Origin of the sequence: Amycolatopsis sp. NPDC049253, assembly GCF_040678995.1 — a bacterium.
Taxonomy (GTDB): domain Bacteria; phylum Actinomycetota; class Actinomycetes; order Mycobacteriales; family Pseudonocardiaceae; genus Amycolatopsis.
On the sequence record NZ_JBFAQX010000033.1, the window covers coordinates 1 to 26,590 of the forward strand.

At 70.6% G+C, this 26,590-nt stretch carries 27 protein-coding genes and 1 pseudogene; 16 read left to right on the plus strand and 12 right to left on the minus strand.

Features of this window, described 5'->3' with window-relative positions; translation table 11 throughout:
* Positions 1–602 precede the first annotated feature (602 nt).
* On the plus strand, positions 603–1,205 hold the full coding sequence (locus AB0K15_RS40730) for a hypothetical protein (RefSeq protein WP_364063712.1): 603 nt from the start codon (positions 603–605) through the stop codon (positions 1,203–1,205).
* A gap of 297 nt (positions 1,206–1,502) precedes the next feature.
* Positions 1,503–1,979, plus strand: coding sequence for a cupin domain-containing protein (locus AB0K15_RS40735; RefSeq protein ID WP_364063715.1), 477 nt, complete (start codon positions 1,503–1,505; stop codon positions 1,977–1,979).
* 4 nt (positions 1,980–1,983) lie between these two features.
* On the opposite strand, the gene AB0K15_RS40740 is transcribed toward AB0K15_RS40735, so the two are convergent.
* Positions 1,984–3,231, minus strand: coding sequence for a flavin-dependent oxidoreductase (locus AB0K15_RS40740; RefSeq protein ID WP_364063718.1), 1,248 nt, complete (start codon positions 3,229–3,231; stop codon positions 1,984–1,986).
* Positions 3,232–3,830: 599 nt separating this feature from the next.
* Between AB0K15_RS40740 and AB0K15_RS40745 the strand changes: the two genes are divergently transcribed.
* Positions 3,831–4,187, plus strand: coding sequence for a peptidase inhibitor family I36 protein (locus AB0K15_RS40745; protein ID WP_364063721.1), 357 nt, complete (start codon positions 3,831–3,833; stop codon positions 4,185–4,187).
* A gap of 735 nt (positions 4,188–4,922) precedes the next feature.
* On the opposite strand, the gene AB0K15_RS40750 is transcribed toward AB0K15_RS40745, so the two are convergent.
* Positions 4,923–5,687, minus strand: a complete 765-nt coding sequence (locus AB0K15_RS40750) for an SDR family oxidoreductase (protein WP_364063724.1) — start codon at positions 5,685–5,687, stop codon at positions 4,923–4,925.
* Positions 5,688–5,795: 108 nt separating this feature from the next.
* Here AB0K15_RS40750 and AB0K15_RS40755 point away from each other — a divergent pair, with 108 nt between their 5' ends.
* Together AB0K15_RS40755 and AB0K15_RS40760 are read left to right on the plus strand one after the other, a co-directional pair.
* A complete protein-coding gene (locus AB0K15_RS40755; protein WP_364063727.1) occupies positions 5,796–7,118 on the plus strand; it encodes an amidohydrolase family protein in 1,323 nt (440 codons plus the stop codon).
* A complete protein-coding gene (locus tag AB0K15_RS40760) occupies positions 7,115–7,837 on the plus strand; it encodes a GntR family transcriptional regulator (protein ID WP_364063730.1) in 723 nt (240 codons plus the stop codon). Before AB0K15_RS40755 ends, AB0K15_RS40760 begins: the two co-directional genes overlap by 4 nt.
* Before the next feature lie 61 nt (positions 7,838–7,898).
* Here the strand turns inward: AB0K15_RS40760 and AB0K15_RS40765 are convergent, their stop codons facing one another.
* The 6 genes from AB0K15_RS40765 to AB0K15_RS40790 are packed head-to-tail and all read right to left on the minus strand — an operon-like array spanning position 7,899 to position 13,758.
* A complete protein-coding gene (locus tag AB0K15_RS40765) occupies positions 7,899–8,660 on the minus strand; it encodes an SDR family oxidoreductase (protein WP_364063733.1) in 762 nt (253 codons plus the stop codon).
* The gene (locus tag AB0K15_RS40770) at positions 8,657–9,463 is read right to left on the minus strand and encodes a sugar phosphate isomerase/epimerase (protein ID WP_364063736.1); all 807 of its coding nucleotides are present in this window, start codon (positions 9,461–9,463) and stop codon (positions 8,657–8,659) included. The genes AB0K15_RS40765 and AB0K15_RS40770 overlap by 4 nt, the downstream gene beginning before the upstream one ends.
* Positions 9,460–10,389, minus strand: a complete 930-nt coding sequence (locus tag AB0K15_RS40775) for a polysaccharide deacetylase family protein (protein ID WP_364063741.1) — start codon at positions 10,387–10,389, stop codon at positions 9,460–9,462. Before AB0K15_RS40775 ends, AB0K15_RS40770 begins: the two co-directional genes overlap by 4 nt.
* A 20-nt stretch (positions 10,390–10,409) precedes the next feature.
* A complete protein-coding gene (locus AB0K15_RS40780) occupies positions 10,410–11,147 on the minus strand; it encodes an SDR family oxidoreductase (RefSeq protein WP_364063747.1) in 738 nt (245 codons plus the stop codon).
* Positions 11,144–12,124 (minus strand): Gfo/Idh/MocA family oxidoreductase, encoded by a 981-nt coding sequence (locus tag AB0K15_RS40785; protein ID WP_364063754.1) that lies wholly within the window; start codon positions 12,122–12,124, stop codon positions 11,144–11,146. Before AB0K15_RS40785 ends, AB0K15_RS40780 begins: the two co-directional genes overlap by 4 nt.
* Positions 12,121–13,758 (minus strand): ABC transporter substrate-binding protein, encoded by a 1,638-nt coding sequence (locus AB0K15_RS40790; protein WP_364063760.1) that lies wholly within the window; start codon positions 13,756–13,758, stop codon positions 12,121–12,123. The genes AB0K15_RS40785 and AB0K15_RS40790 overlap by 4 nt, the downstream gene beginning before the upstream one ends.
* 350 nt (positions 13,759–14,108) lie before the next feature.
* Here AB0K15_RS40790 and AB0K15_RS40795 point away from each other — a divergent pair, with 350 nt between their 5' ends.
* The 7 genes from AB0K15_RS40795 (at position 14,109) to AB0K15_RS40825 (ending at position 20,753) form a co-directional block, all read left to right on the plus strand.
* Positions 14,109–15,056: an ABC transporter permease gene (locus AB0K15_RS40795; protein WP_364063763.1), complete on the plus strand. Its 948-nt coding sequence runs from the start codon at positions 14,109–14,111 to the stop codon at positions 15,054–15,056.
* 28 nt (positions 15,057–15,084) lie between these two features.
* Positions 15,085–15,981 carry an ABC transporter permease gene (locus tag AB0K15_RS40800; RefSeq protein WP_364063766.1) on the plus strand — a complete coding sequence of 299 codons (897 nt, stop codon included), beginning with the start codon at positions 15,085–15,087 and terminating at the stop codon, positions 15,979–15,981.
* Between the two features lie 19 nt (positions 15,982–16,000).
* A complete protein-coding gene (locus AB0K15_RS40805) occupies positions 16,001–18,016 on the plus strand; it encodes an ABC transporter ATP-binding protein (RefSeq protein ID WP_364063769.1) in 2,016 nt (671 codons plus the stop codon).
* A 198-nt stretch (positions 18,017–18,214) separates the two neighbouring features.
* Positions 18,215–19,453: an alpha/beta hydrolase gene (locus tag AB0K15_RS40810; RefSeq protein ID WP_364063772.1), complete on the plus strand. Its 1,239-nt coding sequence runs from the start codon at positions 18,215–18,217 to the stop codon at positions 19,451–19,453.
* Positions 19,454–19,699: 246 nt separating this feature from the next.
* The gene (locus AB0K15_RS40815) at positions 19,700–19,924 is read left to right on the plus strand and encodes a helix-turn-helix domain-containing protein (RefSeq protein WP_364063775.1); all 225 of its coding nucleotides are present in this window, start codon (positions 19,700–19,702) and stop codon (positions 19,922–19,924) included.
* On the plus strand, positions 19,921–20,478 hold the full coding sequence (locus AB0K15_RS40820; protein ID WP_364063780.1) for a Clp protease N-terminal domain-containing protein: 558 nt from the start codon (positions 19,921–19,923) through the stop codon (positions 20,476–20,478). The genes AB0K15_RS40815 and AB0K15_RS40820 overlap by 4 nt, the downstream gene beginning before the upstream one ends.
* Complete coding sequence (locus AB0K15_RS40825; protein WP_364063785.1) at positions 20,475–20,753, plus strand: hypothetical protein; 279 nt, start codon at positions 20,475–20,477, stop codon at positions 20,751–20,753. The genes AB0K15_RS40820 and AB0K15_RS40825 overlap by 4 nt, the downstream gene beginning before the upstream one ends.
* A 10-nt stretch (positions 20,754–20,763) precedes the next feature.
* Here the strand turns inward: AB0K15_RS40825 and AB0K15_RS40830 are convergent, their stop codons facing one another.
* The 3 genes from AB0K15_RS40830 to AB0K15_RS40840 all read right to left on the minus strand — a co-directional run bounded on the left by AB0K15_RS40830 (position 20,764) and on the right by AB0K15_RS40840 (position 23,276).
* Complete coding sequence (locus tag AB0K15_RS40830) at positions 20,764–21,183, minus strand: DUF1707 domain-containing protein (RefSeq protein ID WP_364063789.1); 420 nt, start codon at positions 21,181–21,183, stop codon at positions 20,764–20,766.
* Positions 21,184–21,250: 67 nt separating this feature from the next.
* Positions 21,251–22,531: a HAMP domain-containing sensor histidine kinase gene (locus tag AB0K15_RS40835; RefSeq protein ID WP_364063793.1), complete on the minus strand. Its 1,281-nt coding sequence runs from the start codon at positions 22,529–22,531 to the stop codon at positions 21,251–21,253.
* Positions 22,532–22,535: 4 nt separating this feature from the next.
* Positions 22,536–23,276: a response regulator transcription factor gene (locus AB0K15_RS40840; RefSeq protein WP_364063796.1), complete on the minus strand. Its 741-nt coding sequence runs from the start codon at positions 23,274–23,276 to the stop codon at positions 22,536–22,538.
* Positions 23,277–23,418: 142 nt separating this feature from the next.
* Between AB0K15_RS40840 and AB0K15_RS40845 the strand changes: the two genes are divergently transcribed.
* From AB0K15_RS40845 to AB0K15_RS40860, 4 genes are all read left to right on the plus strand, one after another.
* The gene (locus AB0K15_RS40845) at positions 23,419–24,606 is read left to right on the plus strand and encodes a hypothetical protein (protein ID WP_364063799.1); all 1,188 of its coding nucleotides are present in this window, start codon (positions 23,419–23,421) and stop codon (positions 24,604–24,606) included.
* A 27-nt stretch (positions 24,607–24,633) separates the two neighbouring features.
* Positions 24,634–24,993, plus strand: a complete 360-nt coding sequence (locus AB0K15_RS40850) for a BlaI/MecI/CopY family transcriptional regulator (protein ID WP_364063802.1) — start codon at positions 24,634–24,636, stop codon at positions 24,991–24,993.
* Between the two features lie 4 nt (positions 24,994–24,997).
* Positions 24,998–26,005, plus strand: coding sequence for a M56 family metallopeptidase (locus AB0K15_RS40855; RefSeq protein WP_364063805.1), 1,008 nt, complete (start codon positions 24,998–25,000; stop codon positions 26,003–26,005).
* A gap of 73 nt (positions 26,006–26,078) precedes the next feature.
* Positions 26,079–26,210, plus strand: a complete 132-nt coding sequence (locus AB0K15_RS40860) for a hypothetical protein (protein WP_364064026.1) — start codon at positions 26,079–26,081, stop codon at positions 26,208–26,210.
* A 2-nt stretch (positions 26,211–26,212) separates the two neighbouring features.
* On the opposite strand, the pseudogene AB0K15_RS40865 reads toward AB0K15_RS40860, so the two are convergent.
* A pseudogene (locus AB0K15_RS40865) lies at positions 26,213–26,587 on the minus strand (polysaccharide deacetylase family protein); the annotation flags it as partial.
* Positions 26,588–26,590: the final 3 nt, after the last annotated feature.

Genomic DNA, 26,590 nt, shown 5'->3' on the forward strand with positions numbered 1-26,590 from the left:
GGAACTCACGGGGGTAGGGCTTGGGCACGGTGACATCCTTCCAGGCGAGGCTGAAGCCTCACAGGTGAGGTGTCAACCAGACCCTGGGCAGACCCTCCGGACTTCGCCAAGGTCATGCTCACCAGGACGCGGCCGCCCGCCACGCCACACGCGGACGGGCGCGGACGCCAACTCCGCATCCAACTGTCCGGCATCGCGCGCCGACGCCACCGGCACCGCCTCTGGCCGCGATGGTCAGCTCGCCCCCGACCGAACGACAAAACAACAATCCACGATCACCAAGACACCGCAAAGCCGCCGATCGAATGCCCACGATCCACAACAGACCCGCGTGCCGAATGCCGTCAGGTTCGTTGCGGCAGCGCGCCGGCCACCACGGCTGCCGCACCGTCCGAACGGATCAACGACTGGCGCCACTTGGTCTAGACCGTCGGCACGGCGTTACAAAGCCGCGGTAACGAAAAGCGCTTGATGGTCGATCCCGTGATCGACATCGTCCACCTGACAGCCCGAAGGACCGCACAGTGACCGAAGAACCGCCGGTACTCACGGAGGTACCGGCCGCCGCGACACCACCACGCCGCTCACGCCCGGTTTCCCTGGTGGTCGCCGCTGCGATAGGCCTCGCTGCCGGCGCAGCCGGAGTCGGTGTGCCCTGGTTCGTGACCACCCATGACGCGGGACTCGTCAGCGGACTACCGCTCAAGGCGCCCGACACTTTGGGCGGCGTCGACAAAGCCGATGTCTACCCGATCAAGATCAAAGACGATTACGCCCACCGCCAGTTCGCCGAGCGCAACGCCACCAACGACCGCGAGAACGGCAACCGCATCTCCACCGCCTACGACGGAGCGCCGGCGCTGGTACAGACCTACACCGCAGTGGACTTCACGCACTCGTTCCAGCTCACCGCAGTCCGCGCACACTCGCCAGGACTTGCGATCCCCTACGAAGCGAAGAACAACGGCCTCGCCGCACCCACCACCGAACTCCGCCACGTCGGCGAGGTGTCCTGCGTGCTCCACAACAACCTGACGCCGCTGGACGACGAGCTGACACCCGACAAGACGGCGGTGGTCGTGTGCCAGCGGTCCGACGCCGGCCTGACCATTCAGCTGAAGCCTCTCGGTGACGACACCAAGGAGTACAGCGACCCCGCCGTCTGCGCGGCCATGATCGACGAAGCATGGGCCAAGCTGCACTGACCCTCCCTGCACCCTGCCGACCGCCCGGCGCGAGTCCATGCCGTCGGCTCGACCGCTGACGGACTCGCCGCGCGGTGGTCGACCTCGGCTGCGCCACCCGTCAACCAACGCTGACTCGCCCCGGCGGGCGATGCAACTCCGCGTGCCTCGACCAGCCCGGCCAAAAGTGCTGGTCATCGTGTCAGGCCACACTCCCTCGGCTTCAGCTTGGCCGGACGGGCCACCTGTCTGCGGCTGTACATCGGGACCGGCATGGCGCACAGTGCTTACCTGACTGACCATCGGCCAGGAGGTGTGATGACCGGCGAGGAAATCGTGCTCGGTCCCCTACCGAAGGGGATCACGCCCGCCCACGAGGGCATGCGGAAGAAGGTGTGGAACGTACTCGGGCACACCTACTCCATGAAGGCCGCCAGCGAGTCGAGCTTCGCGTTCGAGACGCTGGACCCGCCCGGCACCGGTGTGCCGCCGCACGTGCACCCGACCCAGGACGAGCACATCTACATCCTGGAAGGCGTGTTCACCCTCTACCTCGACGGCAAGTGGGAGACCGCGGGCCCCGGCGACACCGTGCGGATGCCGAAGGGCCTCCCCCACGCCTATTACAACCGCAGCGAGGACATCACCCGAGGGCTGTTCTGGGTGAGCCCCGCCGGGCGCCTCGCGCAGCTGTTCGACAAGCTCCACGACCTGGAGGACCCGGCCGAGGTGGTCAGGCTGTCGGCGCTGCACGACGTCGACTTCCTGCCGCCCGGGTCGGTGGAGGGCGCCTGACGGGTCACCGGCCGGGGTCGTTCACCTGCTGCTGCGATGCGCCGGAAACCTGGGCATAGCCGGTGACGGCCGCCTCGAGCGTCGCCGCGTCGATCACGTCTTCGAGGCGGGAAAAGCCGTCCGGAGCGCGGCGTTCGACCTCGTCGATGACGTTCTCCGGCCCGCCCTGGCGATTGCGGAGCACGATCTCGCCGGTGGCCGCCAGGCGGTCGTCCTGGTATGCCCGCAGCGCTTCAGTGGGGTCGGAGTGCTGCGCCAGGTGCCCGGCGAGGCTGGTGGCGTCGAGGATCGCCTGGCCGGCGCCGTTGGAGCCCATCGGGTACATCGGATGGGCGGCGTCGCCCAGCAGTGTCACGCGCCCGTGCGACCAGGCGGGCAACGGATCCCGGTCGCACATCGGGAACTCGAAGATCTCCTCGGTGGCCTCGACCAGCGCGGTGTGGTCGACCGTGGGCAACCGGAACCGCCCGACGTACCGGGTCAGCTCCGCCCGGTCGGCGGGCTTGGCCCAGTCCTGGCGCTCCGGCGGCGGATCACCGGGTTGCCCGGTGCGGATGCAGATCGCCCAGTTGGTGAGCCGGGTGCCCGCGCTCCGGCCCGGCGCGATCGGGTAGACCACCAGCTTGGCCGCGGTGCCACCGGCGACGATCATCGAACGACCACCGCCGAACTCCGGCCAGTCCGTGGCACCGCGCCACATCAGGACGCCGTTCCACCGCGGCGGGCCCTCCTGCGGGAACAGCAGGGACCGCACGGTCGAGTGGATCCCGTCGGCCGCCACCAGCACGTCGCCGTGCACGGTGGTCGACGTGCCGCCGCGCCGGTCGGCGAAGTGCGCCTGGACGCCACCCTCATCCTGGTCGAACCCGATCAGCCGCTGCCCGGTTCGCACCGCGTCGGCCCCGAGCCGCTCCCGGACCGCTCGCAGCAGCATGCCCTGCAACCGGCCCCGGTGCAGGCAGAACTGGGGAAACGTGAACCCGGCGTCCAGCCCGCACGGCCTGCGCAGGATCACCTGCCCCAGCCGATGGGTGTAGAACAACTCGCGAGTGCGGATCCCGACCTCGTCGAGCGCGTCGAGCAGGCCGAGCGCGGCGAGCTCCTTGACCGCGTGCGGCAACGCGTTGATCCCCACGCCCAGCTCGGCGATCCGCTCGCTCTGCTCATGGACCACGCATTCGATGCCTTCGCGGTGCAACCGCAGAGCCGCGGTGAGCCCGCCGATCCCCGCTCCGACGATGACGACCTTCACAGCCACCTCCTGTCCCGACTTCGCAGCATCGCCGAAACACACAGTCCACGCCACCCCCGATCGGTGGCGGCATCGCCGGTCAGGGAGCTGAGCGTCCGGAGCAGCCACCGCACGAGGATCAGCCTCGCCGTAGCGTGCCGCGGTCGACGAACAGCTCGCAAGGCGGCCTGACCTCGCCTCCATCGGATACTGCCGGGTCACTGTCACCCTCGCCACCCGCCACACCCCACTCCTGCGGGCCCCGGCGTGCTTGCCGCAAATCCACGTCCGCGGCCGCATTAACCGCTCCGGCAGAAACCACATCCCGACGGTCAGGAAGAGCACCGCATTCAGATCGGTCCCCTCGTGGAGGAACGACCGAACGAGGTCCTCACCGGGCCGGCCGTCTTCGGGTGTTCTGCTTGGCCCGGGTCATTTTCCGCCCCCATGGGCTGCTTGGGTGAACCGTGACTGAACGCCGGTCTTGTCCGCGTTCGACCTGCCATGATCCGCGTACGCCCGCGACCCGGCGGGCCGAGTCTTGGGGAGGGATGGGAATGTCGAGACGAACGAAGGCGGCAGCGATACTCGGAGCAAGCGCCGCGCTTGCGTTAAGCCTGGTGACCACAGCCAACGCAGCGCCCGCTTCGGTCGCCCGAAACGGGAAATGCGAAGACGGCGAATTCTGCCTGTATCATCTCTACGACCTCGGTGGTTCGCTCTCGGACTTCAACACCTCGATCGCGAACTACGGGAGCACCCAGCCGGGCTGCTACGAATTCAAGGGTCCCGGCGCGGGTCAGTACCAATGCGTGAAGAACAACGCATTGTCGGCGTGGAACAACAGCGACCACACTGTCAGGCTGTACTACAACAGCAACTTCGGCGGCACCTACGTGACCTTCCCTCCCGGCAGCGCGCTGGACGGAGGCTTGAGCCAACTCGATTACAACAATGCATCGCACAAGTTCTTCTAGTTTCGCAAATCAGCTCAGCTCAGCGCTTCGTGCAGCGGTAGACCCGAAGCACTACTGGGCCGGCGCGCCGGTCCGCGACCTCATCAGGACCGCGGACCGGTCACGAGCCGCGTCGAGCACGCCGGCGCCGCGGAGTTCGTCGACCTGGCCTGGGTGGATCATCGCGACAGTGTCCTCGGACAGCCGGCCGGGAGCGCAGCTGCTGACCCGCACAAGGGTCCCGCAGCCAACGCACGGGCACGGCTACGGGAACCCGAGGATTGGCCCCCGCTCCCCGCACACCGCAGGGTGTTCGTGTCCGCCACCGGGCGCTCTTCCCACCACCGCGCCATTACCCGAGCACCGGCGACGCGCCGGGATCCGCCGACGAGGTCACTCCAGCGCTGGCACCGTCGATGACGGCAGCGCACGCCAAAGCCTCCCTGCCGCAGAGAAGCCAGGACTCCGGCTGGTGCCAGGACTGTCGCCGGCGCACGGGCCCGCCAATCAGCTCCGTCGTCCACGTGCCGGCGCCGCCGGCGCTCGCCACCACCGGCCGCATCATCGTCGTATCACTGGACATTCCCGCATCACGGCGCGCCGGTCGCCCGCCCTTTGTCCAGGCTGAGGCACGACCGCGGCGATTCGCTCCGAGCGCGCATCGCACAACGCAGCGATGCGAGTCTCCCGTGCGCCTCACTCAGCGTTTGGCGACACGCTCTGGCACTCGCCGACGGCGACGTCTCCGCCGACTGGTCACAGGGCCCTGATCGCTCCGCCGTCGATGGAGACCAGGCTCCCGGTCACGTAGGACGCCGCCGGCGACAGCAGGACCGCGGCGATCCGGCCGAACTCGGCCGGGTCGCCGAGGCGGCGCAGCGGAATGGCCGCCTCCGCCCGGGAGCGCGCCTGCGGGTCACCCTTCTCGAGCGCGAGCGTGCGATCCGTGAGGACCTTGCCCGGCAGGAGACCGAGTACCCGGGTGTCCTGGGGCCCGAGCTCGTCCGACAAGTCCTTCACCAGCATCCCGAGCCCCGCGCGCAGTCCATTCGACACCGACAGGCGTGGCAGCGGCGTCTTCGCGGAGCTGGACAGGACGAAGGCGATCGCACCACCGTCAGCGCGGCCCTCGCCTTTGGCCAGGAGCGGCGCGAGCTGGCGCACGAGCCGGACCGTACCCAGGAAGATGCTCTCGAACGAGCTCCGCCACACCTCGTCGGACACCGAGGTGGTGACGCCCGGCTTGGGGCCGCCCACGCTCACGAGCGCGCCGTCGACCCGGCCGAACGCCGCCAGCGCCGCCTCGACGAGCAGGCGCGGAGCCTCGGGATCGGCGTTGTCGACCGCGACGCCGGTGGCACCCTCTCCCAGTGAAGCGGCAGCCTTCGCGACCTTTTCTTCGTCGCGTGACGAGACGACGACCTTCGCCCCGTCACGGACGAGCGCTTCCGCGGTGGCGTAGCCCAGCCCGCTCGTGCCGCCGGTCACCAGGTAGACGCGTTCCGCAAGACCGAGATCCATGGACACCTCTCACGTAGCGGACAGCGAATAACATATTCGCTGTATGAAGTTCCGTCATGCTAGCCTTGGGTAGTGCACGATGTGAAGCTCGCGTTTCGCGGAGGTTTCGTGACGACGCCCACGGGCACGTTGCGGGCCGACGTGGCCGTCTCCGAGGGGCAAATTGTCGGAATCGAAGCGCCCGGCACCGTGAGCGCCGAGCAGGTGGTGGACGCCGACGGCCTCCACGTCCTGCCGGGCGGGGTCGACCCGCACTGCCACCTGATGGCCGGTCTGACCGAGTCGACGCGCGCCGCCGCGCTCGGCGGTACCACCACCGCCCTGTCGTTCTCCCTGCCCGAGGACGGCGAAAAAACCGTCGCGGCGTTCGAACGCGCCCGCGACCTCGTCGCCCAGGGCCTCTCGGCGGTGGACATCGGGCTGCACGCCATGTGCTACCGCCCGAACGAGCTCACCGCCGGGGACGTGGCGAAGCTGGCCGAGCTCGGTGCCGACGCGGTCAAGGTGTTCCTCGCCTACCCCGAGCTGGGGATCATGGCGACCGGCGACGGGCTCTACCGCACGATGCTGGCGGCGAAGGCCGTCGGCCTGCCGGTGCAGGTCCACTGCGAAGACGGGGAAGTCGTGGAGGCGCTCGTCGAAGAGGCTTCGGCCGACGGGCGCACTGGGGCGCGCACGTTCGGCGGAGTGCGCCCACCCGTGCTCGAGGAGATCGCCGTTCGCCGCGCGCTCGGCATCTCCGGACTGGCCGGCGCACGGCTCTACGTGACGCACCTGTCGAGCCGCGAAGCGATCGACCACGTCCGGACGGCTCGCGCGGCCGGCGAGACCGTGGTGACCGCCGAGGCGTGCCTGCACCACTTGCTGCTCACCGACGACGAGTACGACGGACCCCGCGCCGACACCCTGCTGGTGGCGCCCCCTCTGCGGGCGCAGGACCACGTGGCTGCCGTCCGCGAGGCACTGCTCGACGGCACGCTCGACACCGTCGGCTCCGACCACTCGCAGGAACGCACCGAGGTCGACCGGCGGATTTCTCCCTGCGGCGACACCCATTACGGCATCCCCGGGATCGGGGCGCGGCTGCCACTGCTGCTGTCGTGGGGCCTGGACAACGGCGTCCCGCTGGACCGGCTCGTGCACGTGCTGTGCACCGGGCCGGCGGACGCGTTCGGCCATTGGCGCAAAGGCCGGATCGCGCCGGGCGCCGACGCGGATCTCGTCTTGTGGGATCCTGCTGAGACCTGGGTGGCGGACGACAGCTCGTTCGCCGACGGAACAGGCATCAGTCCGTACGCGGGCACAACCGTGCGGGGTGCGATCCACTCGGTGTGGGCGCGCGGGCGGGAAGTGGTGCGAGCAGGGGAGTTCACCGGTACCGGTGAACCGGGGCGGCAAGTCATTCCGGAGAGGGACGGGAAGGCGCGATGACGGAGACCACGCACAGAACCGAGACGAGCGGATCGGACGCCTCGCTCGGCCTCGCGCCTCGTCCGGACAGCCTGGCGATGTCGGTCTACAACACCATCCGGCAGGCCATCGTGGACGGCAAGCTCGCCGCGGCGAGCCGGGTAACCGAGGCCGGTCTCGCCAAGGAGCTCGGGGTCAGCAAGACCCCGGTGCGCGAGGCGCTGCTGCGGCTGAAAGAGGTCGGCCTGGTCGAGTCCGACGGCCCCCGCGCCGACCGGATCGTCACGCCGTCGGCGGATCGACTGCGCGACGCGTACGAAGTCCGCGAAGCGCTCGAGATGAAGTCCGCGCGGCTGGCGGCCGAACGGGGAGACCGTGAAGTGCTTCTCGCCGCGCGTCACGAAGCCGAGCGCACCGTGGTGGCGGCGGACCAGAATGATTTCGCCGCGTATCGCGCGGCCGACGAAGCGTTCCACACGACCATCGCGAGGGCCACGGGCAACACCCGGCTCGCCCGCCTGATCGACGACGCGAACGCGATGATAGTGGCACTCCGGCAGCGAGATGTCCCCGGAATCGACGCGTCGCCACTGTGCGCGAGCCAGCACATGGCCATTTCGAAGGCACTCCTGGACGGCGACGCCGCGCTGGCGAGCCGCCTCATGGAGGAACACGTGCGATCGGTCGGGGAAAACGTGGTGGCCTACCTGACAGATCCGGGAAGCGCGCGGCGCGGCTGAGCGCGTCCCGGAGGGACGGACCGGTGGCACGACGAGCTGATCGCCGCGCCACCGGTCCGGCTCAGCGGGCGGTCCAGCCGCCATCGACCATCAACGTCGTCCCCGTGATGTAGGTGGCCTCGTCGCCGGCCAGGAAGCGCGCCGCGCGGGCGACGTCTTCGGGGCGCCCGAGCCTCGGCCACGGAGTACGGCTCGTCCAGTACTCCTGCCAGCCCGGCTCTCCGGCACGCGGACTGGGACCGGTCTCGATCTTGCCCGGAGCCACCGCGTTGCAGACGATGCCCTCCCCGGCGTACTCGGCCGCGATCTGCCGCGTCAGCTGGCTGAGCGCGGCTTTCGAGACGCCGTAGGCGGTGTCCTCCCGAGCGGCCACGATCCCGTGCTGCGAGGTCACGTTGATGATCCGGCCGCGTACCTCGCCACGGGGTTCCTGCGTGAGCATCTGGCGCACGGCCGCCCGGCTGAGCACGAACGGCGCGGTGAGGTTGACCGCCAGCACCTGGTGCCAGTCGTCGTCGGTCGTCTCGAGCAGTTCCCGCCCGGCGCTCACGGCGGCGTTGTTCACCAGCACGTCCAGCCGGCCGTGGCGCTCGGCCACCGCCGGGACGAGCGCCGCGACGGCAGCCGGGTCGGCCAGGTCGCACTCGACGAACGTGGCGCCTTCGGCGAGCTCGTCGGTCGGCGCGCCACCGTGCCACGCGTCGCGCCGGCGGTCCGCCACCACGACTTGGGCACCGGCTTCGGCGAAACACAGCGCGATAGCCCGCCCGATGCCCGACGCGGCACCGGTCACCACGGCCACCCGCCCGTTGAGGTCATTCACGCGTGACTCACCTCCGCCAGTTTCCTCAGGTGCACGAGATCGACCGCCAAGCTGCCCGGCTCGTGCGAGCTGAGGTGGTCCAGCACGAACCAGCCCGCGTAGCCCGCCGCGTCCAGCGCGTCGGACACCCGCGACCAGTCGACGATCCCCGTGTCCAGCCCCGTGCGCTGCCACACCCACGAACCGTCCTCGTTGCGTCGCGGCGCGACGTTCTTGACGTGCACGTGCCGCAGCAGCACGCCGAGCACCCCGGTGGCGAGAAACGGATCCTGCCAGCCTTCGCGGGCCAGGCTGCCCGGGTCGTAGACCACACCGACGCTGTCACTGTCCACACCGGACAGCGCGCGCCGGGCCAGTGCCGGATCCGGCACGAGGGTGGCGGGCGCGGGTTCGAGCAGCAGCCGCAACCCCCGCTCCGCAGTGGCTCGCGCCTTGTCCGCCAGCAGCTCGCGCAAGCCCGCGAAGCCACTGTCGAAATCGGTGTCGCGCCCGGTCGCATACACGCGCACGTGCGGGGCTCCCAGAACCACGGCCAGATCGCAGATCCGGTGCCACAGCGCGGCGGGGTAGGCCAGTGCCTCCGGTTCGTGCACGGCCACACCCGCACAAGCGAGGCCGTGGCTCGCGGCCGCGGTGGCCACGGCCGCGAGCTGCGCGTCCGAAACCGTGAGCGGCAGCGCCTGTCCCACGCCGACACCCCACTCGACGCCGTCGAGGCCGTGCTCCGCGGCGAGTGCGCACACCCGGCCGGGATCGAGCCCCGGCAAGGCGGCGCTGGCCACGGCGAGCGGCGCCGTGGTCATCGGCTCCCCGCCCACTCGTGGTGGTGGTCCAGCCACCAGCGCGCGATGTCCAGACGCCGCATGAACGAGACCCCCTTTTTCTCCGACACGTACTCCAGCAGGTCGCGCACGGCGCTGGCCCGGTTGGCCTGCCCGCTCCAGCGCGGGTGCAGCCCGACGGTGAGCATCCGCGGCCCCAGCCCGTGGTCGACCTCGTCGCACAGGTAGTCGATGCCCAGCCGCATGCTCTCGAAAAACTGCGTCGGCGACCCGTACGTGGGGTTGAGCAGGTAACGGGTGTCGTTGTAGACCTTCGAGTACGGGATCATCAACACCTGCCGGCCCGAGACTTCCGTGAAAAACGGCAGCTCGTCGTTGCACACGTCCGAGTCGTAGAGGAATCCGCCCTCTTCGACCAGCAGCTCGAGCGTGTTCTCACTGGGGAACGAGCGCAGGTACCAGCCCAGCGGCCGCTCCCCCGTCGTGCGTTCCAGTGACGCGATCGCGAGCCGCAGGTGCTCACGCTCCACCTCACGATCGACGCGGTTGTATTCGAGCCACCGGTAGCCGTGGCCGACGACGTCGTGCGGGCTTTCGCGGATCCATTGCGCCACTTCGGGATTGCGTTCGAGCGCCGTGGCGCACGCGCCGATCGTGACCGGCACGTCGAAGCGGTCGAACAACCGCGCCAGCCGCCAGATGCCGACCCGGCTGCCGAACTCGTAGTGCGTCTCGCTGCCGAAGTCCCGGATCGCCGGGTCGACTTCGTAGTCGTACTCGCCCCAGCCGTCGTTGTGGTCGTCGCCGTCGAGCACGGAGTACTCCGAGCCCTCCTCGTAGTTCACGACGATGTTGACGACGAGCTTCTCTTCACCGGGCCACCGCACTCGCGGTGCGTGCCGCCCGTACCCGACGAAATCGCGCTCGCGTCGCGTGGACTCTGCCACTGTCCGCTCCCTCTCGTGTTTCACCCTGCGGTCCAGCCGCCGTCCACGGGGACGACGGCACCGGTCATGGAAGCCGCGCCCGAGCCCAGCAGGAAACCGATCACCTCGGCGACGTCCTGCGGCGGCGCCGGCTCGCCGAACAAGTTCCGCTCGCGCACGCGCTCGGCTTCGCGCCCGCCGGTCTCGTCCCGGTCGCTGCGCGACAGCATCGGCGTGTCGGTCGGCCCCGGGCACACGCAGTTGACCCGGATTCCGTCCGGAGCGTGGTCCACGGCCATCGCCCGGGTCAGGCCGATCACGCCGGCCTTCGCGGCGCAGTAGGCCGGAAACCCCGCACCGCCGGCCATGCCGTACTGCGAGCTCACGTGGACGATCGCCGCACCGGGCCTGCCGCGCATCGCCGGCAGCACCGCACGGGACACCAAGTAGGCACCGGTGAGGTTCACCTCCAGTACGCGCCGCCACGCCGCAGGCGAGGTCTCCGTGACGTCGCCGGTGTAGCCGCCGATCCCGGCGCAGTTGACGAGCCAGTCGACACCACCGAGTTTCGCCAGCACCTTCTCGACCGCCGCGCTCACCGAGGCTTCGTCGGAGACATCGGCCCGCACAGCGAAGAACGAGTCCTCGTAACCGGGGTGCGGCTCGTCCGGGCCGAGATCGAGACCCACCACCTGCGCACCCCGGGCAAGGCAGAGCTCGGTGACGGCCCGGCCGATCCCGGACGCCGCACCGGTCACGACCACGCTCGGCGCGGTCACGCCACCACGACCGTCCGGCCGGTGGCGAGCGCTTCTTCACCTGCGAGCGCCACGCGCAGCGTGGCCAGCGCGTCGGCCGGTGTGCAGGCCACCGCGGCCCGGTCGCCCGCCTTCACCGCGGCGAGAAACCGCGAGTTCGACGCGCTGAACGGCTGCTCGGTCACCCCTGCGGATACTTCCTGGCCGCGGTTGCGTCCGGTCAGCGTGAACTCGGGGTCGAGCGCCATCCGCAGCACCCCGGAGTCCGTGACGACGTCCAGTCCGTAGCGGCCCGGCACGTCCGCCGGAGTCCAGGCGATCACGACGGTCGCGACGGCGCCGCTGGTCATGCGCAGCACCAGGGTGAGTGCGTCGTCGATGTCGCGGGCGGCGACACCGGGCCGGTCGACCCGCACAGTGCTGCCGACGGCGAACACCGATTCGACGTCGCCGGCCACGGCGCGCGCCAGGTCGATCTGGTGACTCCCGCGTTCCAGGAGGTTGCCGCCGCCCTGGGCCTGGTCGAGGAACCACGGCCGGGCCGCGGTCGGACCCACGCTGTACCCGGACAGGCTCACGACGTCGGAAGACTTCAGCTCCGAGCGCACGGCGTCGAGCAGTTCGAGCGCGCGCCACTGGTAGCCCACGGCGCACACCACACCCGACTCGTCCGCCAGCCGGGCCAGCTCCGTCGCCTCGGCCAGGTCGCGGGCAACCGGTTTCTCGAGATAGACGGCGGTTCCGCGGGCGAACGCCTGCCGCGCCGGTGCCAGGTGGTGCTGCGGCGGAGTGCAGATCCAGACGGCGTCGAGGCCCTGATCCAGCAGTTCGTCGACGTCGTGGCAGGCGCGTGCACCGTACTTCTCGGCGAACTCCGCCGTGCGCTGGGAATCGAGGTCGCACACCGCGCGGATCTCCACGTCGGGACGGGCCGCAAGGTCCGTGAGGTGGCTGTCGCCGATCCAACCGAGACCGATGAGTCCGACGGCCGTGGTCATACCGCGCTCCACAGGGTTCGAGGGTCGAAGTGGTTGGCGGGGCCTTCGGCCAGACCGCCGATGGACACGCCCGTGACCCGCAGGTTCTTGATCCAGTAGCTGATGATCCCGGGCACCTGATCGTGCTGGATGGCAGCCATCTCCGCCGCGGCCTTCAGCCGGGTCTGCTCGTCGAGCGATCCGTTGAGGTTCGCGAAGGCGCGGTCGAAGCCGGCGTTCTTCCAGTGCGCCGCGTTCCAGATGCCGCCCGAGGTGTACGCGGGCAGGATCGCCTGACTCGGCACCCCGCGCGCACCCCAGTCGACGATCCCCATCGGCACTTCGAGCCAGGGCTGGCTGTTGCCCGTCCCGTAGTAGGCGCTCTGCTGCTGCACGTTGAGCTGCAGGGTGATCCCCGCCGGCTTCAGCGCCTGTTGCGCCAGGACCGCGTACTGCGGGATCTCCAGGTACTGCTCGGTGGTCAGCGTCACCGGGAAACCGTTCGGATGCCCCGCGCGGGCGAGCAGGGACTTCGCCAGCGCGTAATCCTGCTTCCGCTGGGGGACCTGGGAAATCGCCTGCTTCGACACGGGGAAGACCGGCGCGAACGAGTGGTCGTTGCCGAGCTCGCCGTCACCGCCGAGCAGCGCCTGAACCAGCGCGGGCCGGTCGAAACACGCGGCGACGGCTTGGCGCACCAGCGGGTTGTCGAACGGTGCCTGGTCGGTTCGCATGTGGAACCCGCGATACTCACTCGACGGGCTCTTGATGATCTTCAGGTTCGGGGTTTCCTGCAGGGCCTGGGCGCTCTGGTGCGGCGCGATCGGCCACACGTTCTCCCGCCCGCCCTGCATGTTGAGCGCGATCGTGCTGTCGTCGGCGTAGTACGTCAGCCGCAAGCTGTCCAGGTAGGGGTACCGCTTGTCCCAGTAGTCCGGGTTGCGGGCGAAGGTGGCGCCGGTCTCGGGCTGGTAGCCGGTCATGATGAACGCACCGGTCCCGACGCGCCCCTTCGCGAAATCGCCGATCTGGTACTTGTCCGGCAGGATGATCGCGTTGAAGTTGAAGGCGGAGACCAGATAAGGGAAGTCCACGAAGGGCTGGTCGAGGTGGAACGTGACCGTGTGGTCGTCGACCTTCTCGATGTTGCCGTGCGAGAAGATGCCCTTGAACGCCGACAGCGCCGAGGAGTTCACCTTCGGATCGGTCAGCAGGTTCATGGTGTAGACGACGTCGTCGGCGGTGAACGGCTTGCCGTCGTGCCACTTCACGCCTTGGCGCAGCACGAACGTCCAGGTGTCCGGCTTGGCGGCCGACCAGGACACCGCGAGCCGCGGGTCGAGCGTGTAGTCCGCCCGCGGGAAGCACAGGTACTCGCCAGCGATCTGCGCCGTCGTCTGACCGCCCTGGTTGTAGAGAGTCACCGGGTCCACGAGCGAGGCGGGCCGGGTGATCGCGACGTTCGCCGTGCCCCCGCGGCGCGGCGGCCCCGAGGCCGGCACGGAATTGATCCCGCCTCCCTGGCCGCAGGCCGCGAGAATGGCCGAGGCGGCGGGCAGACCGAGCCCGAGCACACTGGCCCGGCGCAGGAACCCGCGCCTGCTCAGGCGCCGGGCTCGCACCTCTTCGAACAAGTGGTACTCGTAGTCGTCCATCCGCAGTTCCTTCACTCGGTACAGACCGAACGGGTGCCGCCGGGTTCCGACCCTCTGAAACCGGGTCGAGATTTGATATTCCAAATACGCTAGCTCGCTCACCGGGTGGAGCACAATCCCCGCTCGCCGTCGACTCGCCGCCCTCCGCTCCCGACATGCTGATCAGCGACATTGTCCACACTGAGCTACCGGCCGGTGACGCGACGACATCACCTGGCGACGTAACTTCCCTTCACGCGACGAATACGCTATACCAAATATCTACGGGCGTCGGCGTGAGCGGCCCGCAGACCATCTCCCCCGGCGTTCTCCCGGATGCGCCCCACCAGACGACAGGGCTGGGCTCAGACATGATCGGATTCATCTCGAAGCGGCTCGGGTTGAGCGTCCTGACGCTCCTGCTCGTGTCGATCATCGTGTTCGCCGTCTCGCAGGTACTCCCCGGCGACGTGGGACGCACGATCCTCGGGCCGTACGCGACCAACGACCAGGTCGCGCAACTCAACCACTCTCTCGGGCTCGACCGGCCACTCCCCGTCCGCTACCTCGACTACATGTGGGGATTCCTCCACGGCGACTGGGGCAAGTCCTACCTGTTGCAGGAACCCGTGGCCGGGCTTGTGCTCGGGCACCTCGGCGACTCGCTGATGCTCGGCGGGTTCGCGCTCGTCCTCGCCGTGCCGATCTCGCTCGGCTTCGGCGTGCTCGCCGCCCTGAGGCGGGACAAGTTCACCGACCGCGCGATCTCCGTGACCGGGCTGTCTTTGATCGCCCTTCCGGAATTCGTCGCCGGCACCGTGCTGCTGGTCGTGTTCGGGGTGTCGCTCAAGTGGTTCCCGGTCTCGTCGTCGGTGCCGCTGCCCGACGTCGTGGACGTGTTCCGGCAGTTCATGCTGCCGGCGATCCCGCTGATGTTCGTCCTCTTCGGGTACATCTCGCGCATGGCGCGCGCGGGCACGGTCGACGTGCTCGAATCCGCCTACGTGCGCACAGCGGTCCTGAAAGGACTGAAACCGGGGCGGGTCATCGGCAAGCACGTGCTGCGGAACTCGCTGCTGCCGGCGATCACCGTGGTGAGCGCGCAGGTCGGTTACGCCGTCGGTGGTCTCGTCGTCGTGGAGAAGCTCTTCAACTACCCCGGCATCGGTCAGCTCATCTACACCTCGGCAACGGGCCACGACTTACCGGTGCTGGAGGCGGCGGTGCTCGTGATCGCCGTGATCTACACCTTGGCAAACCTGTGCGCCGACCTGCTCTACGGCGTGCTCAACCCCCGCATCCGCTTGGCTGCGGCCTGATCCGGCCGGACGCGAAGGAGAACTCCCCATGACGTCGACCGAGACGATCCCCACGCAACCGATCGGCCGCTCCGCGCCCGGCGGCGCGTCCGCCGCGGCGAAAGCGCGCCGCGGCGAGGTCGCCCGCGGGCTGCTGCGGTCCCCCACCTTCCTGATCGGCGCGGTGATCCTGGTGTTCTGGGTCGTCGACGCCATCTTCTGGCACGCCTTCGTGCCGCATGACCCCCAGCAGATTTTCCCCGACACACTGAAAGGCCCGTCCGGCTCGCACCTGTTCGGAACCGACAACCTCGGCCGCGACGTGTTCTCCCGGTTGCTGGCCGGCGCCTCGCCCGTGCTCACCGTCGCCCCGGCGGCCACCGCGCTCGGACTCGTCGGCGGCGCCGTGGTCGGACTGTTCACCGGGTACTACCGCGGGGTGCTCGACGACGTCACGATGCGGATCGTCGATGCCGTGCTCGCGTTCCCCCTGGTCATCATCGCCGTCCTGGTGCTGACGGTCCTCGGCTCCGGCGAGTTGCCGGTGATCCTCCTGATCGCGGTCACGTTCGTCCCCGGTGTCGCCCGCACCGTGCGCGCGGCGGTGCTCACGCAGCGGGAACTGGAGTACGTCGCCGCCGCCAAGCTCGCCGGAGCTTCCGGGCCGAAGATCATGTTCACCGAGATCCTCCCGAACATCACCGGGCCGATCATCGTCGAAGGCACCGTCCGGCTCGGCTATGCCATCTTCACCTCGGCGACGCTGTCCTTCCTCACCCTCGGCATCCAGCAGCCGTCGCCGGACTGGGGCCTCACGATCTCACTGGGCCAGGTCTACCTGCAGGTCGCGCCGTGGATCGTCCTCTTCCCCGCACTGGCGCTCGCGACGCTGGTCGTCGCCGTCAACCTCGTCGCCGACGGCCTCCAGCGCGTGCTGGACGCCTGATCACCCGGAAGGCACCGAAATGACCACCACACTGGAACAGCCGACGCTGGCCGTGCGCAACCTGGACATCAGCTACCGCCGGGGCACGCAGGAATCGCCGGTGGTGCGGGACGTGTCCTTCACGATCCGGCCCGGCGAAGCGTACGGCCTCGTCGGAGAATCCGGTTGCGGTAAGACCACCGTCGCCATGTCGATCATGCGCTACCTGCCGGACAACGCAACCATCGGCGACGGCAGTGGCATCAGCTTCTCCGGCGAGGACGTGCTCGGAGCGGGCAAAACCGCGCTCCGCCAATGGCGCGGCGGGCGGATCGCGATGGTGTACCAGAACCCCGGCGCGTCGCTGAACCCGTCGATGCGCATCGGCGCTCAGGTTGCCGAGGGCATCCGAGTGCACAGTGGACTGTCCGGATCGGACTGCAAGAGCAAGGCCCTGGACATGCTCACGAAGGTGCGGATCCCCGACCCGGAAGCCGTCGCCGCCCGCTACCCCCACGAGCTCTCCGGCGGGCAACAGCAGCGCGTGATGATCGCGATGGCACTTTCGGGCAACCCGGACCTGCTGGTGCTGGACGAGCCCACGACCGGGCTCGACGCCACGGTGGAGGCCGAAGTGCTGGAGCTGATCCGGCAGCTGCGCGAGGAGTTCCACACGGCGGTGCTGTTCATCAGCCACAACCTCGGCATCGTCGCGCAAATCTGCGATCGCGTCGGCGTGCTCTACGCAGGACGGCTGGTCGAGGAAGCACCCGCCGCGCAACTGTTCGCCTCGCCCCAGCACCCCTACACGCGCGACTTGCTGCGCTCCGTGCCTCGCCACGGCGTCACCAAGACCGCCGGAATGCTCGCGACCATCCCCGGATCACTGCCCGCGCCGGGCACCGCGCTGACCGGCTGTCCGTACGCCGCGCGGTGCGTGCTCGCCACAGAGCGCTGCCACACCGAAACTCCCGCTGTGGAGACCGTCGGCGCCGAACACGCCGTGAGCTGCTTCCACCACGACGAAGTGGCGCAGGACCGTGCGGTCGAGCGGTTCCAGGACCGCGACCGAAAGACCGAAGTCCTGCTGGAGGTCCGCAACCTCACCAAGCGGTACCGGACCGGCGGCCGCGAGTTCACCGCGGTGTCCGACGTGTCGTTCGAACTGCACCGCGGCGAGGTGTTCGGCCTGGTCGGCGAATCCGGCAGCGGCAAGAGCACCATCGCCAAGTGCATCGCCGGCATGACCCGGCCGTCGGAGGGTGCCCTGCGGTTCGAGGACGTCGCGCTCACGAAGCGACCGGGCCGGGAAGAGCGGACGGTGCGCCGCAAGATCCAGATGGTCTTCCAGAACCCGGACAACGCGCTCAACCCGCGTCACCCCGTCCGCCGCATCATCAGCCGCGCGGTCACCCTCCTCAACGACCGCTTGCGCGGGCAGGCGCGCCAAGACCGGGTCGAGGAGCTGACGTCCTCGGTCCGGCTCGAGCCGCGGCACCTCGACGTGCGCCCGCGCGCGTTGTCCGGTGGCCTCAAACAGCGCGTGGCGATCGCCCGCGCGTTCGCCGGAGAACCCTCCCTCGTGCTGTGTGACGAGCCGGTCTCGGCGCTCGACGTGTCGGTGCAGGCGGCGATCCTCAACCTGCTCGTCGAGTTGCAGGTCGCCAAGGACGTCGCCTACCTGTTCATCTCGCACGACATGTCCGTGGTCCGCTACCTCGCCGACCGGATCGGCGTGCTCTACCTCGGGCAGCTCGTCGAAATCGGCACGGCCGACGCGGTGTTCCAGCCCCCGCATCACCCCTACACCGAAGCGCTGCTGTCGGCCGCACCCGACCTCGACCCCGGGCAGACACGCGAACGCATCCGCCTCGACGGGACCTACCCCAGCGCATCGGCCCCGCCCAGCGGCTGCCGCTTCCACACGCGCTGCCCCCGGGCGCTCGGAGACCTCTGCCGCACGCAGGAGCCACCGTGGCAGGACACGGGGAAGGGCAACACCTACCGTTGCCACATCGCCCCGGAAGACCTGCTGCGGCGGATCAAGTCCGAATAGGACTCGCGTCCACCGAACCGGCGGTTCCGGCCGGAGCGTCCCCCGCTCCGGCCGGAACCGCCGGCCATCCCACCCGGCAGCGATGGGTTGGTTCGATCGGCGACGAGCCGCCGGTCGCTCACCGGCAGAGCCGCACGCCGGCACAGCAACCGCGGCTCACTGAGCGAGCTCTCAGGAGGGCACTGCCACGATCGCGTGGTGCGAAGCCAGGATAGCGCCGAAGCCGCAGGTGGCCGGCGGCGCCGATACCGGATCCTCAAAGCGGCCCTCGTCCTGGCCGCCGTCGTGGTACTCGGCACCGCGGGGTACGCGGGATACGTCGTGGTCCGCGCCGGCCGGCCGGTGACGTTGCCGGCTCCGACCGGCTCGTACCCCGTCGGCCGGACCGGTTTCGAGTGGACGGACGCGACGCGCACCGATCCGCTCGCCCCCGCGCCTGCCGGACGTCGTGAGCTCGCCGTCTCGCTCTGGTATCCCGCCGCGCCCGGCAGCTCCGCCCGCCCCGCGCTCTACGCACCGGGCGCCTGGGCCCAGCTGCACCTGCCCAGCCCGGTCGGCCTCGCCGAAACGGACTTCGCCGACGTACACGACCACGCGCTCGCCGATGTCCCGGTGGCGCCCGGGCGGTTCCCCGTCGTGGTTCTCGAACCCGGCCTCGGGTTCGCGGCGCCGCAGTACACCACGCTGGCCGAAGGTCTGGCGAGCCACGGCTACCTCGTCGCCGGCGTCACGCCCACCTACAGCGCCAATGTGACCGTGCTGCACGGACAACCCGTCCAGGCCAGCGCTGCCGGAAACCCGTCGTCATTCGACGGCCCGGACCTGCACACCGGCGCGGCCCAGGCCGACGGCGACCGGCTCGTCGCCGTGTGGGCCGCCGACGCCCGATTCGCCGCCGGCAACACGATCGCGCTCGACGGCACCCGCCGCTTCGCCGGGCACGTGGAGCACGATCTCGTGACCTACGTCGGCCACTCCTTCGGCGGCGCCGCCTCGCTCGAAGCCTGCCGCACCGACGCGCGCTGCGCCGGTGCCGTCGATCTCGACGGCACGCCCTACGGCGCCGTCGTCCACACCGGACTCCCCCAGCCGCACCTGCTCCTCGCCTCCGGCGACTTGTGCCTGGCCGCGACCTGCCCGCCGGCCACTTCCGACCCCGCCGTCCGCGAACTGCTGGCAACAGGCGGGCCGACGTGGTGTTATCAGATCGACGGTGCCCGCCACTTCGACTTCAGCGACTACGACGCTTATTACCTCGCCGCTCCCCTCCGAGCCCAGCTCGCCCTCGGCGACCTCGACGGCACCGAAGTCCTGACGATCACCGGTGCCTACGTGACCGCGTTCCTCGACCACACCGTCCACGCCCGCGCAGAACCGCTTCTCGAGGCAGGCAACACCGAATTCCCCGAAGTGAAACCACAACGGCAACCCGCCTGATCGGAGGGCTGTTCAACCAGATCGCGGGCGGCAAGTCACCCCGTTTGCCCGAGCTTTCGGCGCTCGCGGTCGACGTCGCGATCGCCAGCACGCCGTGCCTGTTTGCCGCGAAGGAGGCCAGGACAACGCCCTCATCGAGTCGGCGCTTCACCCGCGGGGCCGGCCGGATCCGTTCGGCCGGCCCGCCTTTCCGCACGATTGTCAGCTTATGTTGACACCTCGGCGGCGTCAGCTTATGTTGACGATATGAAGACACGAGCGGAGATCGCCGAGAACGCGGCCAGTTCCGACCCCGACGTCGGGTTGCGGGCGGTGGCTGCATTGCGGGCACTGACCGAGGAACTGGAGACGCTGCAGGTCGATCGGGCAAGGTCGGCGGGGTGGTCGTGGCAGGACATCGCGGCCCGGCTCGGCGTGAGCAAGCAGACGGTGCACCGCAAGCACGGCCGCAGAACCCGGGGGCCGAAATGAGGAACCGGCAGTTCGCCGACGACGCCCGCGCCCTGGTCCGGACGGCACAGGAACGCGCCCGCGCGCTCGGGCATCCCGGGATCGGTTCCGAGCACCTGTTGTTCGCGGTCGCCGCCGCACCGACCGAAGTGGGCGAGGTGGCCCGCGAGTACGGCCTGACCCCTGACGGCGTCGCCGCCCAGACCGACCGGCTCCTGACCCGGCCGCGCCGGCCGTTCGACAACGTGGACGCAGCCGCGCTCGCCGCGATCGGCATCGACCTGGACGCCGTCCGCGATGCCGTCGAGGCCAACTTCGGCCCCGCCCCGGCACCTTTGCCGCGGGCCCGGCGTCGCCCGAAGCTGCCGGGGCACCTGCCGATCACCGGCCGGGCCCGGTTCTGCCTGCAGGCCGCGGTCACCGAGGCCGGTCGCCGTGGCGTCTCCCCCGCCGGGGCGAACCATCTCGGTGCCGTTGTGGTCGGCACGCCTGGTGGCCTCGTGCCACCGATCCTGGCCGCCCTCGGGATCTCCGCGCCGACACTGCGGGCGGCGCTGCTCGAACGCACACCATGACCCGCCGAGGGCTGTGGTGGCTGTTCGCGGCGGCGGCGACGTCCTGGGCAGGCAGCTGGCGCATCATCCACCTCGAAGTGACCCGCTGGCACCACCTCGACTCACACCTGCACTTCACTCCGCCGCCGGCGCCGCCCGGTGGTCCGGCTCCGCACGCCGGGCTGCCGGTGATCGTGGCCCTCGCGGTCGCCGGGGTCGCGCCGCTCGTGACCGGCGGGGCCGTCGCGCTTCTGGTCGCCCGTATGTCCACAAACGACAATGAGCAGAACCACTGACCTGCCGCGGTCAGTCGTGGCCGAAGCCGTGGTGCGGGCCGTCGTCGGCGCTGCCGTGGGCGGCGAGCAGCAGCAGTGCCACGAAGGCGAGGACGGTGGCCGCGATGAGGAACACCCGGCGGCGGACACTGGCGCCACCGCGGCCGGTGAGGGTGGTGAAGTCGACTGCCAGCTGGTGAGCGGCCAACGTGAGAACGGGGCGCCATCCGAGGGCGGGCGCGGCGGATCGCGGGAGGTCGTCGAGGACGGCGTCGAGCTCGTGGCGGAACCGAGCGGCGTAGACCGCCGCCATCCGTTCCTCGACTTCCACCAGTGACAACCGGCCTTCGCCGACGGCCGTGCGCAATGCCGTGGCGGCGGTTTCGCGCTCGGCGTCGGAACAGCGAACGCCCTCGGGCGCCGGTTCCGTGCGGGGCTCTTCTGCGGTCATGGTCCCTCCCGGCCGAGCTGGTGGCCGGAACTCTCGCCGAAATTCTCCACGAACGTAGTAGTTGCGGTCAGGGCTCGAGCGGCAGCAGCAGTGTGAAGACGGCGGGCCGCGGGCGGGTCACGCGCAGGCGCCCGCCTTCGGCTTCGGCCAGGCGGCGCGCGAGCGCGAGGCCGATCCCCGTCCCCCGTGCGCCCGGAGAGCGGCGGTGGAACACGTCGGTACCCGGGGTGATCCCCTCACCTTCGTCGGCGACGTCGACGGCGAGCACGTCGCCGGCGTCGCGGGCGGTGACCGTGACCGTGCCGGCGCCGTGGCGCAGTGCGTTGTCCAGCAACACGGTCATGATCTGCCGCAGCACCGGCCCGGACAGCTGCGCGCCCGCGACGACGGGCTCGACGGTGAGCACGAGCGCGCGCCCGTGGCCGGCCAGGGCGGGCGCCCACTCCAGCTCGATGGCGGCGAGCTCGTCGGCCGCGGCGGTGGCGGCGCGGACCGGCGGGGTGTCGCGGGCCAGGGCGAGCAGGTCGGTGACGGTCCGGTCGAGCCGCCCGGTGGTCGCGACACCGGCCTCGACCACGTCACGCAGGTTCGCGTGAGGGTTCTCCAGCGCGGCCTCCAGCTGCAGCCGAAGTCCGGCGAGCGGCGTGCGCAGCTGGTGGGAGGCGTCGGCGGAGAATGCGCGTTCCCTGGCGAGCAGGTCGTCGAGCCGCACGGCGGTGGAGTCGAGGGACTCCCCGACGGAGTCGATCTCGGGGATCCCGGCCCGGTCCGCGCGGATGCTGAAGTCGCCGTCACCCAGGTCCCGCGCGGTCGCCGACAGCTTCTCGAGCGGACGGGCGAGCCGGCGCGCCTGACGGCGGGCCACCAGGTAGGCCGACAGCAGCGCGACGACGGCCAGGCCCGCCATGCCGAGCCAGGTCAGGCCGGTGTGCCAGTAGACCTCGGTCCGCGCGGTGGCGGCGCGCACGAGTGCGACGACCCTTCCGTCGTCGTCGATGGGCACGATCACCACGAGGTCGTCGGGGGTGTCCGCGGTGACGACGCCGTCCGCGCCCGCCGCTGCCCCGGCCTGGGCGAGCGTGGCCGGGCCGGCGCCGGCGAGCAACGTGCCCTGCGGGCCGTAGACCGCGACCGAGGTGGGATCTTCGGTACTCGGCGTCCGGTCCGGGGTGCGGTGGCGCAGGATGTCACCCGAGACGTCGAGCGCGTAGGAGTCGGCGGCGCGTTCCAGCTCGGCCCGCTCGGCCGTGACGAAGTACCGCGCCACGGCGACGGCGAGCGGGACCCCGAACAACCCGATCGCGACCAACGCGGCGAGTACCGTCGTCAGGACGATGCGGCGGCGCACGCGCTCACCCTTCCGGTTCCTCGAGCCGGTAGCCGTGCCGGCGCAGGGTGGCGATCTCGGGCATCGGACCCGGCGTGCCGGTGTCGGCCAGCTTGCGCCGCAGCGTGGCGATGTGGACGTCGAGCGTTTTGGTGGAGCCGAACCAGTGCGCGTCCCAGACGTCGGCCATCAGCGTCTCCCGGCTCACGGCGTTGCCCGGTTCCTGCGCCAGCCGCAGCAGGAGCTCGAACTCCTTGGCGCGCAAGGCCAGCTCGGCACCGTCCACAGTGACCCGCCGCGCCGCCGGATCGATCTTCAGCCGGCCGAGGGTGATCTCACCGAGGCTCCGGTCGCTCGAATGGCGCCGCAGGTGCGCCCGCAGGCGCGCGTGCAGCTCACCGAGCGGCACCGGCTTGACGAGGTAGTCGTCCGCCCCCGCTTCGAGGCCCACCACCACGTCCATCTCGTCGGCGCGCGCGGTCAGCATCACGATCACGCACGCGGGCAACGCGCCGCGCAGTTCGCGGCAGACCTCGGTGCCGTCGAGATCGGGCAGGCCGAGGTCGAGCAGGACCAGGTCGCACGGCTGCTTCGCGGCGTCGTGCAGGGCGCTGCGGCCCTGCGTGTGCCAGGCGACCTCGTGCCCGTGCTGGGTCAGGCTCGTGCGCAGGACCTCACCGATGGTGCGGTCGTCTTCGACGAGGAGAACTCGGGCCCTGCCCCGAGAATATCCGCATTTCCGGGTTCCGGTGCGCGCCACGATCATTTTGCCTCCCGCTAACCTGAGTCGAATGTTTTGCTATCTCCCACCCCGGTGAAATCGCTTGTCGTTCACCGGAGATAATGTTTTTCCTCTCCCTAACCCGCGGCTTTCCGGGCGTGCACCGGGCCCGGAATAACTTGCGGACATGTCCGCCGATCAGCTCTTTCCGCACCCGGTTCCGCCGCACTCCGATCCGCCGCAGCACGCGACCCGGCAGCCGCCCACGCCGCCGCGGCCGAAGCGCCGCCGGCGCCGGATCGTGCTGCTGGTGATCGCGGCCCTGCTCGCCTACCCGGCCGGCACCTACGGCTACGCACTCACCTATCCCGGCGACGCGAGCGTCTCGGTCCGGACCGTGGATTGGCTGCGGCACATCGGTCTCGGCGGTGTGGTCAACGCCGTCGAGAACTGGTGGTTCACCCGCCACCCGCCGTCGAGCGCGCCACCGTCGGCCGCGGACCTGCCCTCGCTCGGTGGGGCGGCTATGAACGGGGCCGGGCCGCGCCCGCGTAACCTGCCCGTCGGCCCGTCCGCGGCGGCCGGTGCGGGCGAATGGCTTCCGGGCGCGCGCAGCGGCGGCGGCCAGGTCGCCGAATACACGACGTTCATCCAGCCCGATCCCGCCCACGCGAGTGTCGTCGCCGGAGTAGCGTGGCTGAACCAGTCGCTGGTGCGCACGCAATTGTTCTCCGGCGCGAAAGACCCCGGCGGACCCGACCCGGCCGCGATTCCCGCCGAAATGCGCGGCTCGCTGGTGGCCGCGTTCAACTCCGGATTCAAGCTGAAGGACTGCAACGGCGGCTACTACCTCGGTGGAACCACCGTCGCACCCCTGCACAACGGCATGGCGTCCGTCGTGATCGACGACACCGGGCGCGTCTCCGTGGCCCAGTGGGGCCGCGACGCCACGATGAACCCGCACATCACCGCCGTGCGCCAGAACCTCGATCTCGTGATCGACCACGGCGCCCCGGTCCCCGGCCTCGACCTCAACCCGGCGGGCCACTGGGGCAGCGCGTCGAACCAGTTCCAGTACACCTGGCGCTCGGGCCTCGGCACCGACCGCGCCGGCGACCTCCTCTACGTCGGCGGTACCGGCCTCACCCTCCACACCCTCGCCGACGCCATGGTCCAGGCCGGCAGCCAGCAGGGCATGGAGCTCGACATCCACTCGCCGATGGTCACCTTCACGAGCTACCGGCCCGACACACCGGGCGTCGGGCCGGACAAGCTCCTGCCCACCATGCCCGGCAACCTCACCCGCTACCTGCAGGCCGACCAGCGTGACTTCTTCGCCACCTCGCTCCGGTCCCGGCCGCCGACGGCACCGTGAACTACGACACCAGTGTAGATTTGCCTCATGCGCAGGGGACCTGGTGAGCTCGAGGCCGAGGTGCTGGCCGTGCTCTGGCAGCACGGGGCGGCCTCCGCGGCGGACGTGCGGCAACGGCTCGGCGACGACACACTCGCCTACACCACCGTGGTGACGATCCTGTCCCGGCTCTACGAGAAGGACGTCGTCACGCGGGAGAAGCGGGGCCGCATGTTCGTCTACAGCCCGGCGGAAGACGCCCCGGGCCTGGCCGCACGGCGGATGCGCGCGGTACTCGACGGGGAGACCAACCGCGAGAGCGTGCTGGCCCGGTTCGTGTCGAACCTGTCGGCCGACGACGAGCAGGCGCTGCTGCAACTGCTCCAGCACGACCGCGAAGGCGACTGAGACCGTGGGCACCGGCCTGCTCGTTCCGCTCGTCCTGCCGGCCGCGTCGTGGCCGGTGGGGCGCTGGCTCGCGCCGCGCTTGTCCCCCCGCGGTGCGACGCAGCTGCTGACGTTTCTCGTGCTGGTGTTCGCCGTCGGTAGCACCGGCGCGTTGGCCGTGGGCGCGCTCGCCGGTCTGTCGCTGCTGCCGGTAGTCGCCGAGCTCGGCGACTTCTCCCCCGCGACGTTCACCGCCACCGTGCCGACGCCGGTGGCCATCGCCTGCTGCGCGGTGCTGATCGCCGCGGCGGTCTCGGCGGCACGCGCGATCCACGGCCACTGGCGGTGGTACCGGCGGGTGCACGCCGAGCTGGACGAGCACTCCCGCGAAGGCGGCGTGGTGGTCCTCCCGGGTGCGGAGCCCGTGGCCTTCGCCATCGCCGGGCGCGGCGGGCGCATCGCCGTGTCCGCCGGGATGCTCGCCGCGCTCGAACCCGGCGAGCGGGCCGCTCTCCTGCAGCACGAGCGAGCGCACCTGCGGCTGCGCCACCCGGGGTACGCCGCGGTCGGCGTTCTCGCCACGGCGCTCAACCCGCTCGTGCGCCCGCTGACGAAGGCCGCGCGGTTCGCGATGGAGCGCTGGGCCGACGAAGCCGCCGCGTCCGGGGTCGGTGACCGGCGCGTGGTCGCGACGGCGGTGGCCAAGGCCGCGCTGGCCGACCGTGGCCGCGGCTCGTACGCGCTCGCGGCCGGGGGCGGGCCGGTGCCGCGGCGGGTGCGCGCGCTGCTCGACACCCCCGTGTCACCTCCGCGCCGGCGCGGCGTGCTGACCGCGATCGCGGTCGCCGTGGTACTCGGCTGCTGCGGCTGGTCCGCCGGGGCCGGGGCGCGGGCCGCGATCGCGTTGCACGCCGACATCGAAGCCGCCCAGCAGGCCTCGTGCGTGTCCCACTCCGTGCTCACGCAGCGGCCCCACGGTGAGACCGCGTTCCGCGCAGCCGGCCAGGATCACCGGGAGTGCGCCGAGCGCTGACCGCCACGAACCGACGGTCGAGGCGGCGACGTCCGAGTCGTGCAACAGGATCGTGCCGCCCGGGCGGAGTCCCTTGTGGACTGTCGCGGCCACCGACGCCGGAGTCGCGCGGGCGGCCCAGTCGAACCCCCAGGCCGTCCACAGCACGGGCCGCAAGCCCAGCTTCCGCGCGGCGACCAAGGAGCTGGCGGAGAACACTCCGTAAGGCGCGCGCAGCCACCGTGGCCGGGCGCCGGTGACGTCGGTGATCAGCTCGACCGTCCGCGCGAGGTCGTCGTGCAGGGCCGTCGGGAACCGGCGCAGGAAACAGCGGTGGTCCCAGCCGTGCACCGCGAGCTCGTGCCCGGCGGCGACGATCTCGCGCCCGAGCTCCGGGCACCGGGCGAGCTCGCGCCCGAGGACGAAAAACGTCGCCCGCGTGCCGGTTCTCGCCAGCAGGGCCAGGAAATGCGGGGTCGAGCGCGGGTGCGGGCCGTCGTCGAAGGTGAGCGCGACGTGGCCGGGATCGCCCACGCCGGCGAACGCGTCGGGACGCAGGCGCGGCAGGAACAACGCGGCCGGAGCGGCGTGCGCCGCGAGCACACC

Excerpts from the sequence above, each read along its gene's own strand:
- AB0K15_RS40735 (WP_364063715.1), top strand. The coding sequence starts at position 1,503 with ATGACCGGCGAGGAAATCGTGCTCGGTCCCCTACCGAAGGGGATCACG.
- AB0K15_RS40750 (WP_364063724.1), bottom strand. The coding sequence starts at position 5,687 with ATGGATCTCGGTCTTGCGGAACGCGTCTACCTGGTGACCGGCGGCACG.
- AB0K15_RS40760 (WP_364063730.1), top strand. The coding sequence starts at position 7,115 with ATGACGGAGACCACGCACAGAACCGAGACGAGCGGATCGGACGCCTCG.
- AB0K15_RS40770 (WP_364063736.1), bottom strand. The coding sequence starts at position 9,463 with ATGACCACGGCGCCGCTCGCCGTGGCCAGCGCCGCCTTGCCGGGGCTC.
- AB0K15_RS40785 (WP_364063754.1), bottom strand. The coding sequence starts at position 12,124 with ATGACCACGGCCGTCGGACTCATCGGTCTCGGTTGGATCGGCGACAGC.
- AB0K15_RS40790 (WP_364063760.1), bottom strand. The coding sequence starts at position 13,758 with ATGGACGACTACGAGTACCACTTGTTCGAAGAGGTGCGAGCCCGGCGC.
- AB0K15_RS40795 (WP_364063763.1), top strand. The coding sequence starts at position 14,109 with ATGATCGGATTCATCTCGAAGCGGCTCGGGTTGAGCGTCCTGACGCTC.
- AB0K15_RS40800 (WP_364063766.1), top strand. The coding sequence starts at position 15,085 with ATGACGTCGACCGAGACGATCCCCACGCAACCGATCGGCCGCTCCGCG.
- AB0K15_RS40805 (WP_364063769.1), top strand. The coding sequence starts at position 16,001 with ATGACCACCACACTGGAACAGCCGACGCTGGCCGTGCGCAACCTGGAC.
- AB0K15_RS40815 (WP_364063775.1), top strand. The coding sequence starts at position 19,700 with ATGAAGACACGAGCGGAGATCGCCGAGAACGCGGCCAGTTCCGACCCC.
- AB0K15_RS40820 (WP_364063780.1), top strand. The coding sequence starts at position 19,921 with ATGAGGAACCGGCAGTTCGCCGACGACGCCCGCGCCCTGGTCCGGACG.
- AB0K15_RS40825 (WP_364063785.1), top strand. The coding sequence starts at position 20,475 with ATGACCCGCCGAGGGCTGTGGTGGCTGTTCGCGGCGGCGGCGACGTCC.
- AB0K15_RS40830 (WP_364063789.1), bottom strand. The coding sequence starts at position 21,183 with ATGACCGCAGAAGAGCCCCGCACGGAACCGGCGCCCGAGGGCGTTCGC.
- AB0K15_RS40840 (WP_364063796.1), bottom strand. The coding sequence starts at position 23,276 with ATGATCGTGGCGCGCACCGGAACCCGGAAATGCGGATATTCTCGGGGC.
- AB0K15_RS40845 (WP_364063799.1), top strand. The coding sequence starts at position 23,419 with ATGTCCGCCGATCAGCTCTTTCCGCACCCGGTTCCGCCGCACTCCGAT.
- AB0K15_RS40850 (WP_364063802.1), top strand. The coding sequence starts at position 24,634 with ATGCGCAGGGGACCTGGTGAGCTCGAGGCCGAGGTGCTGGCCGTGCTC.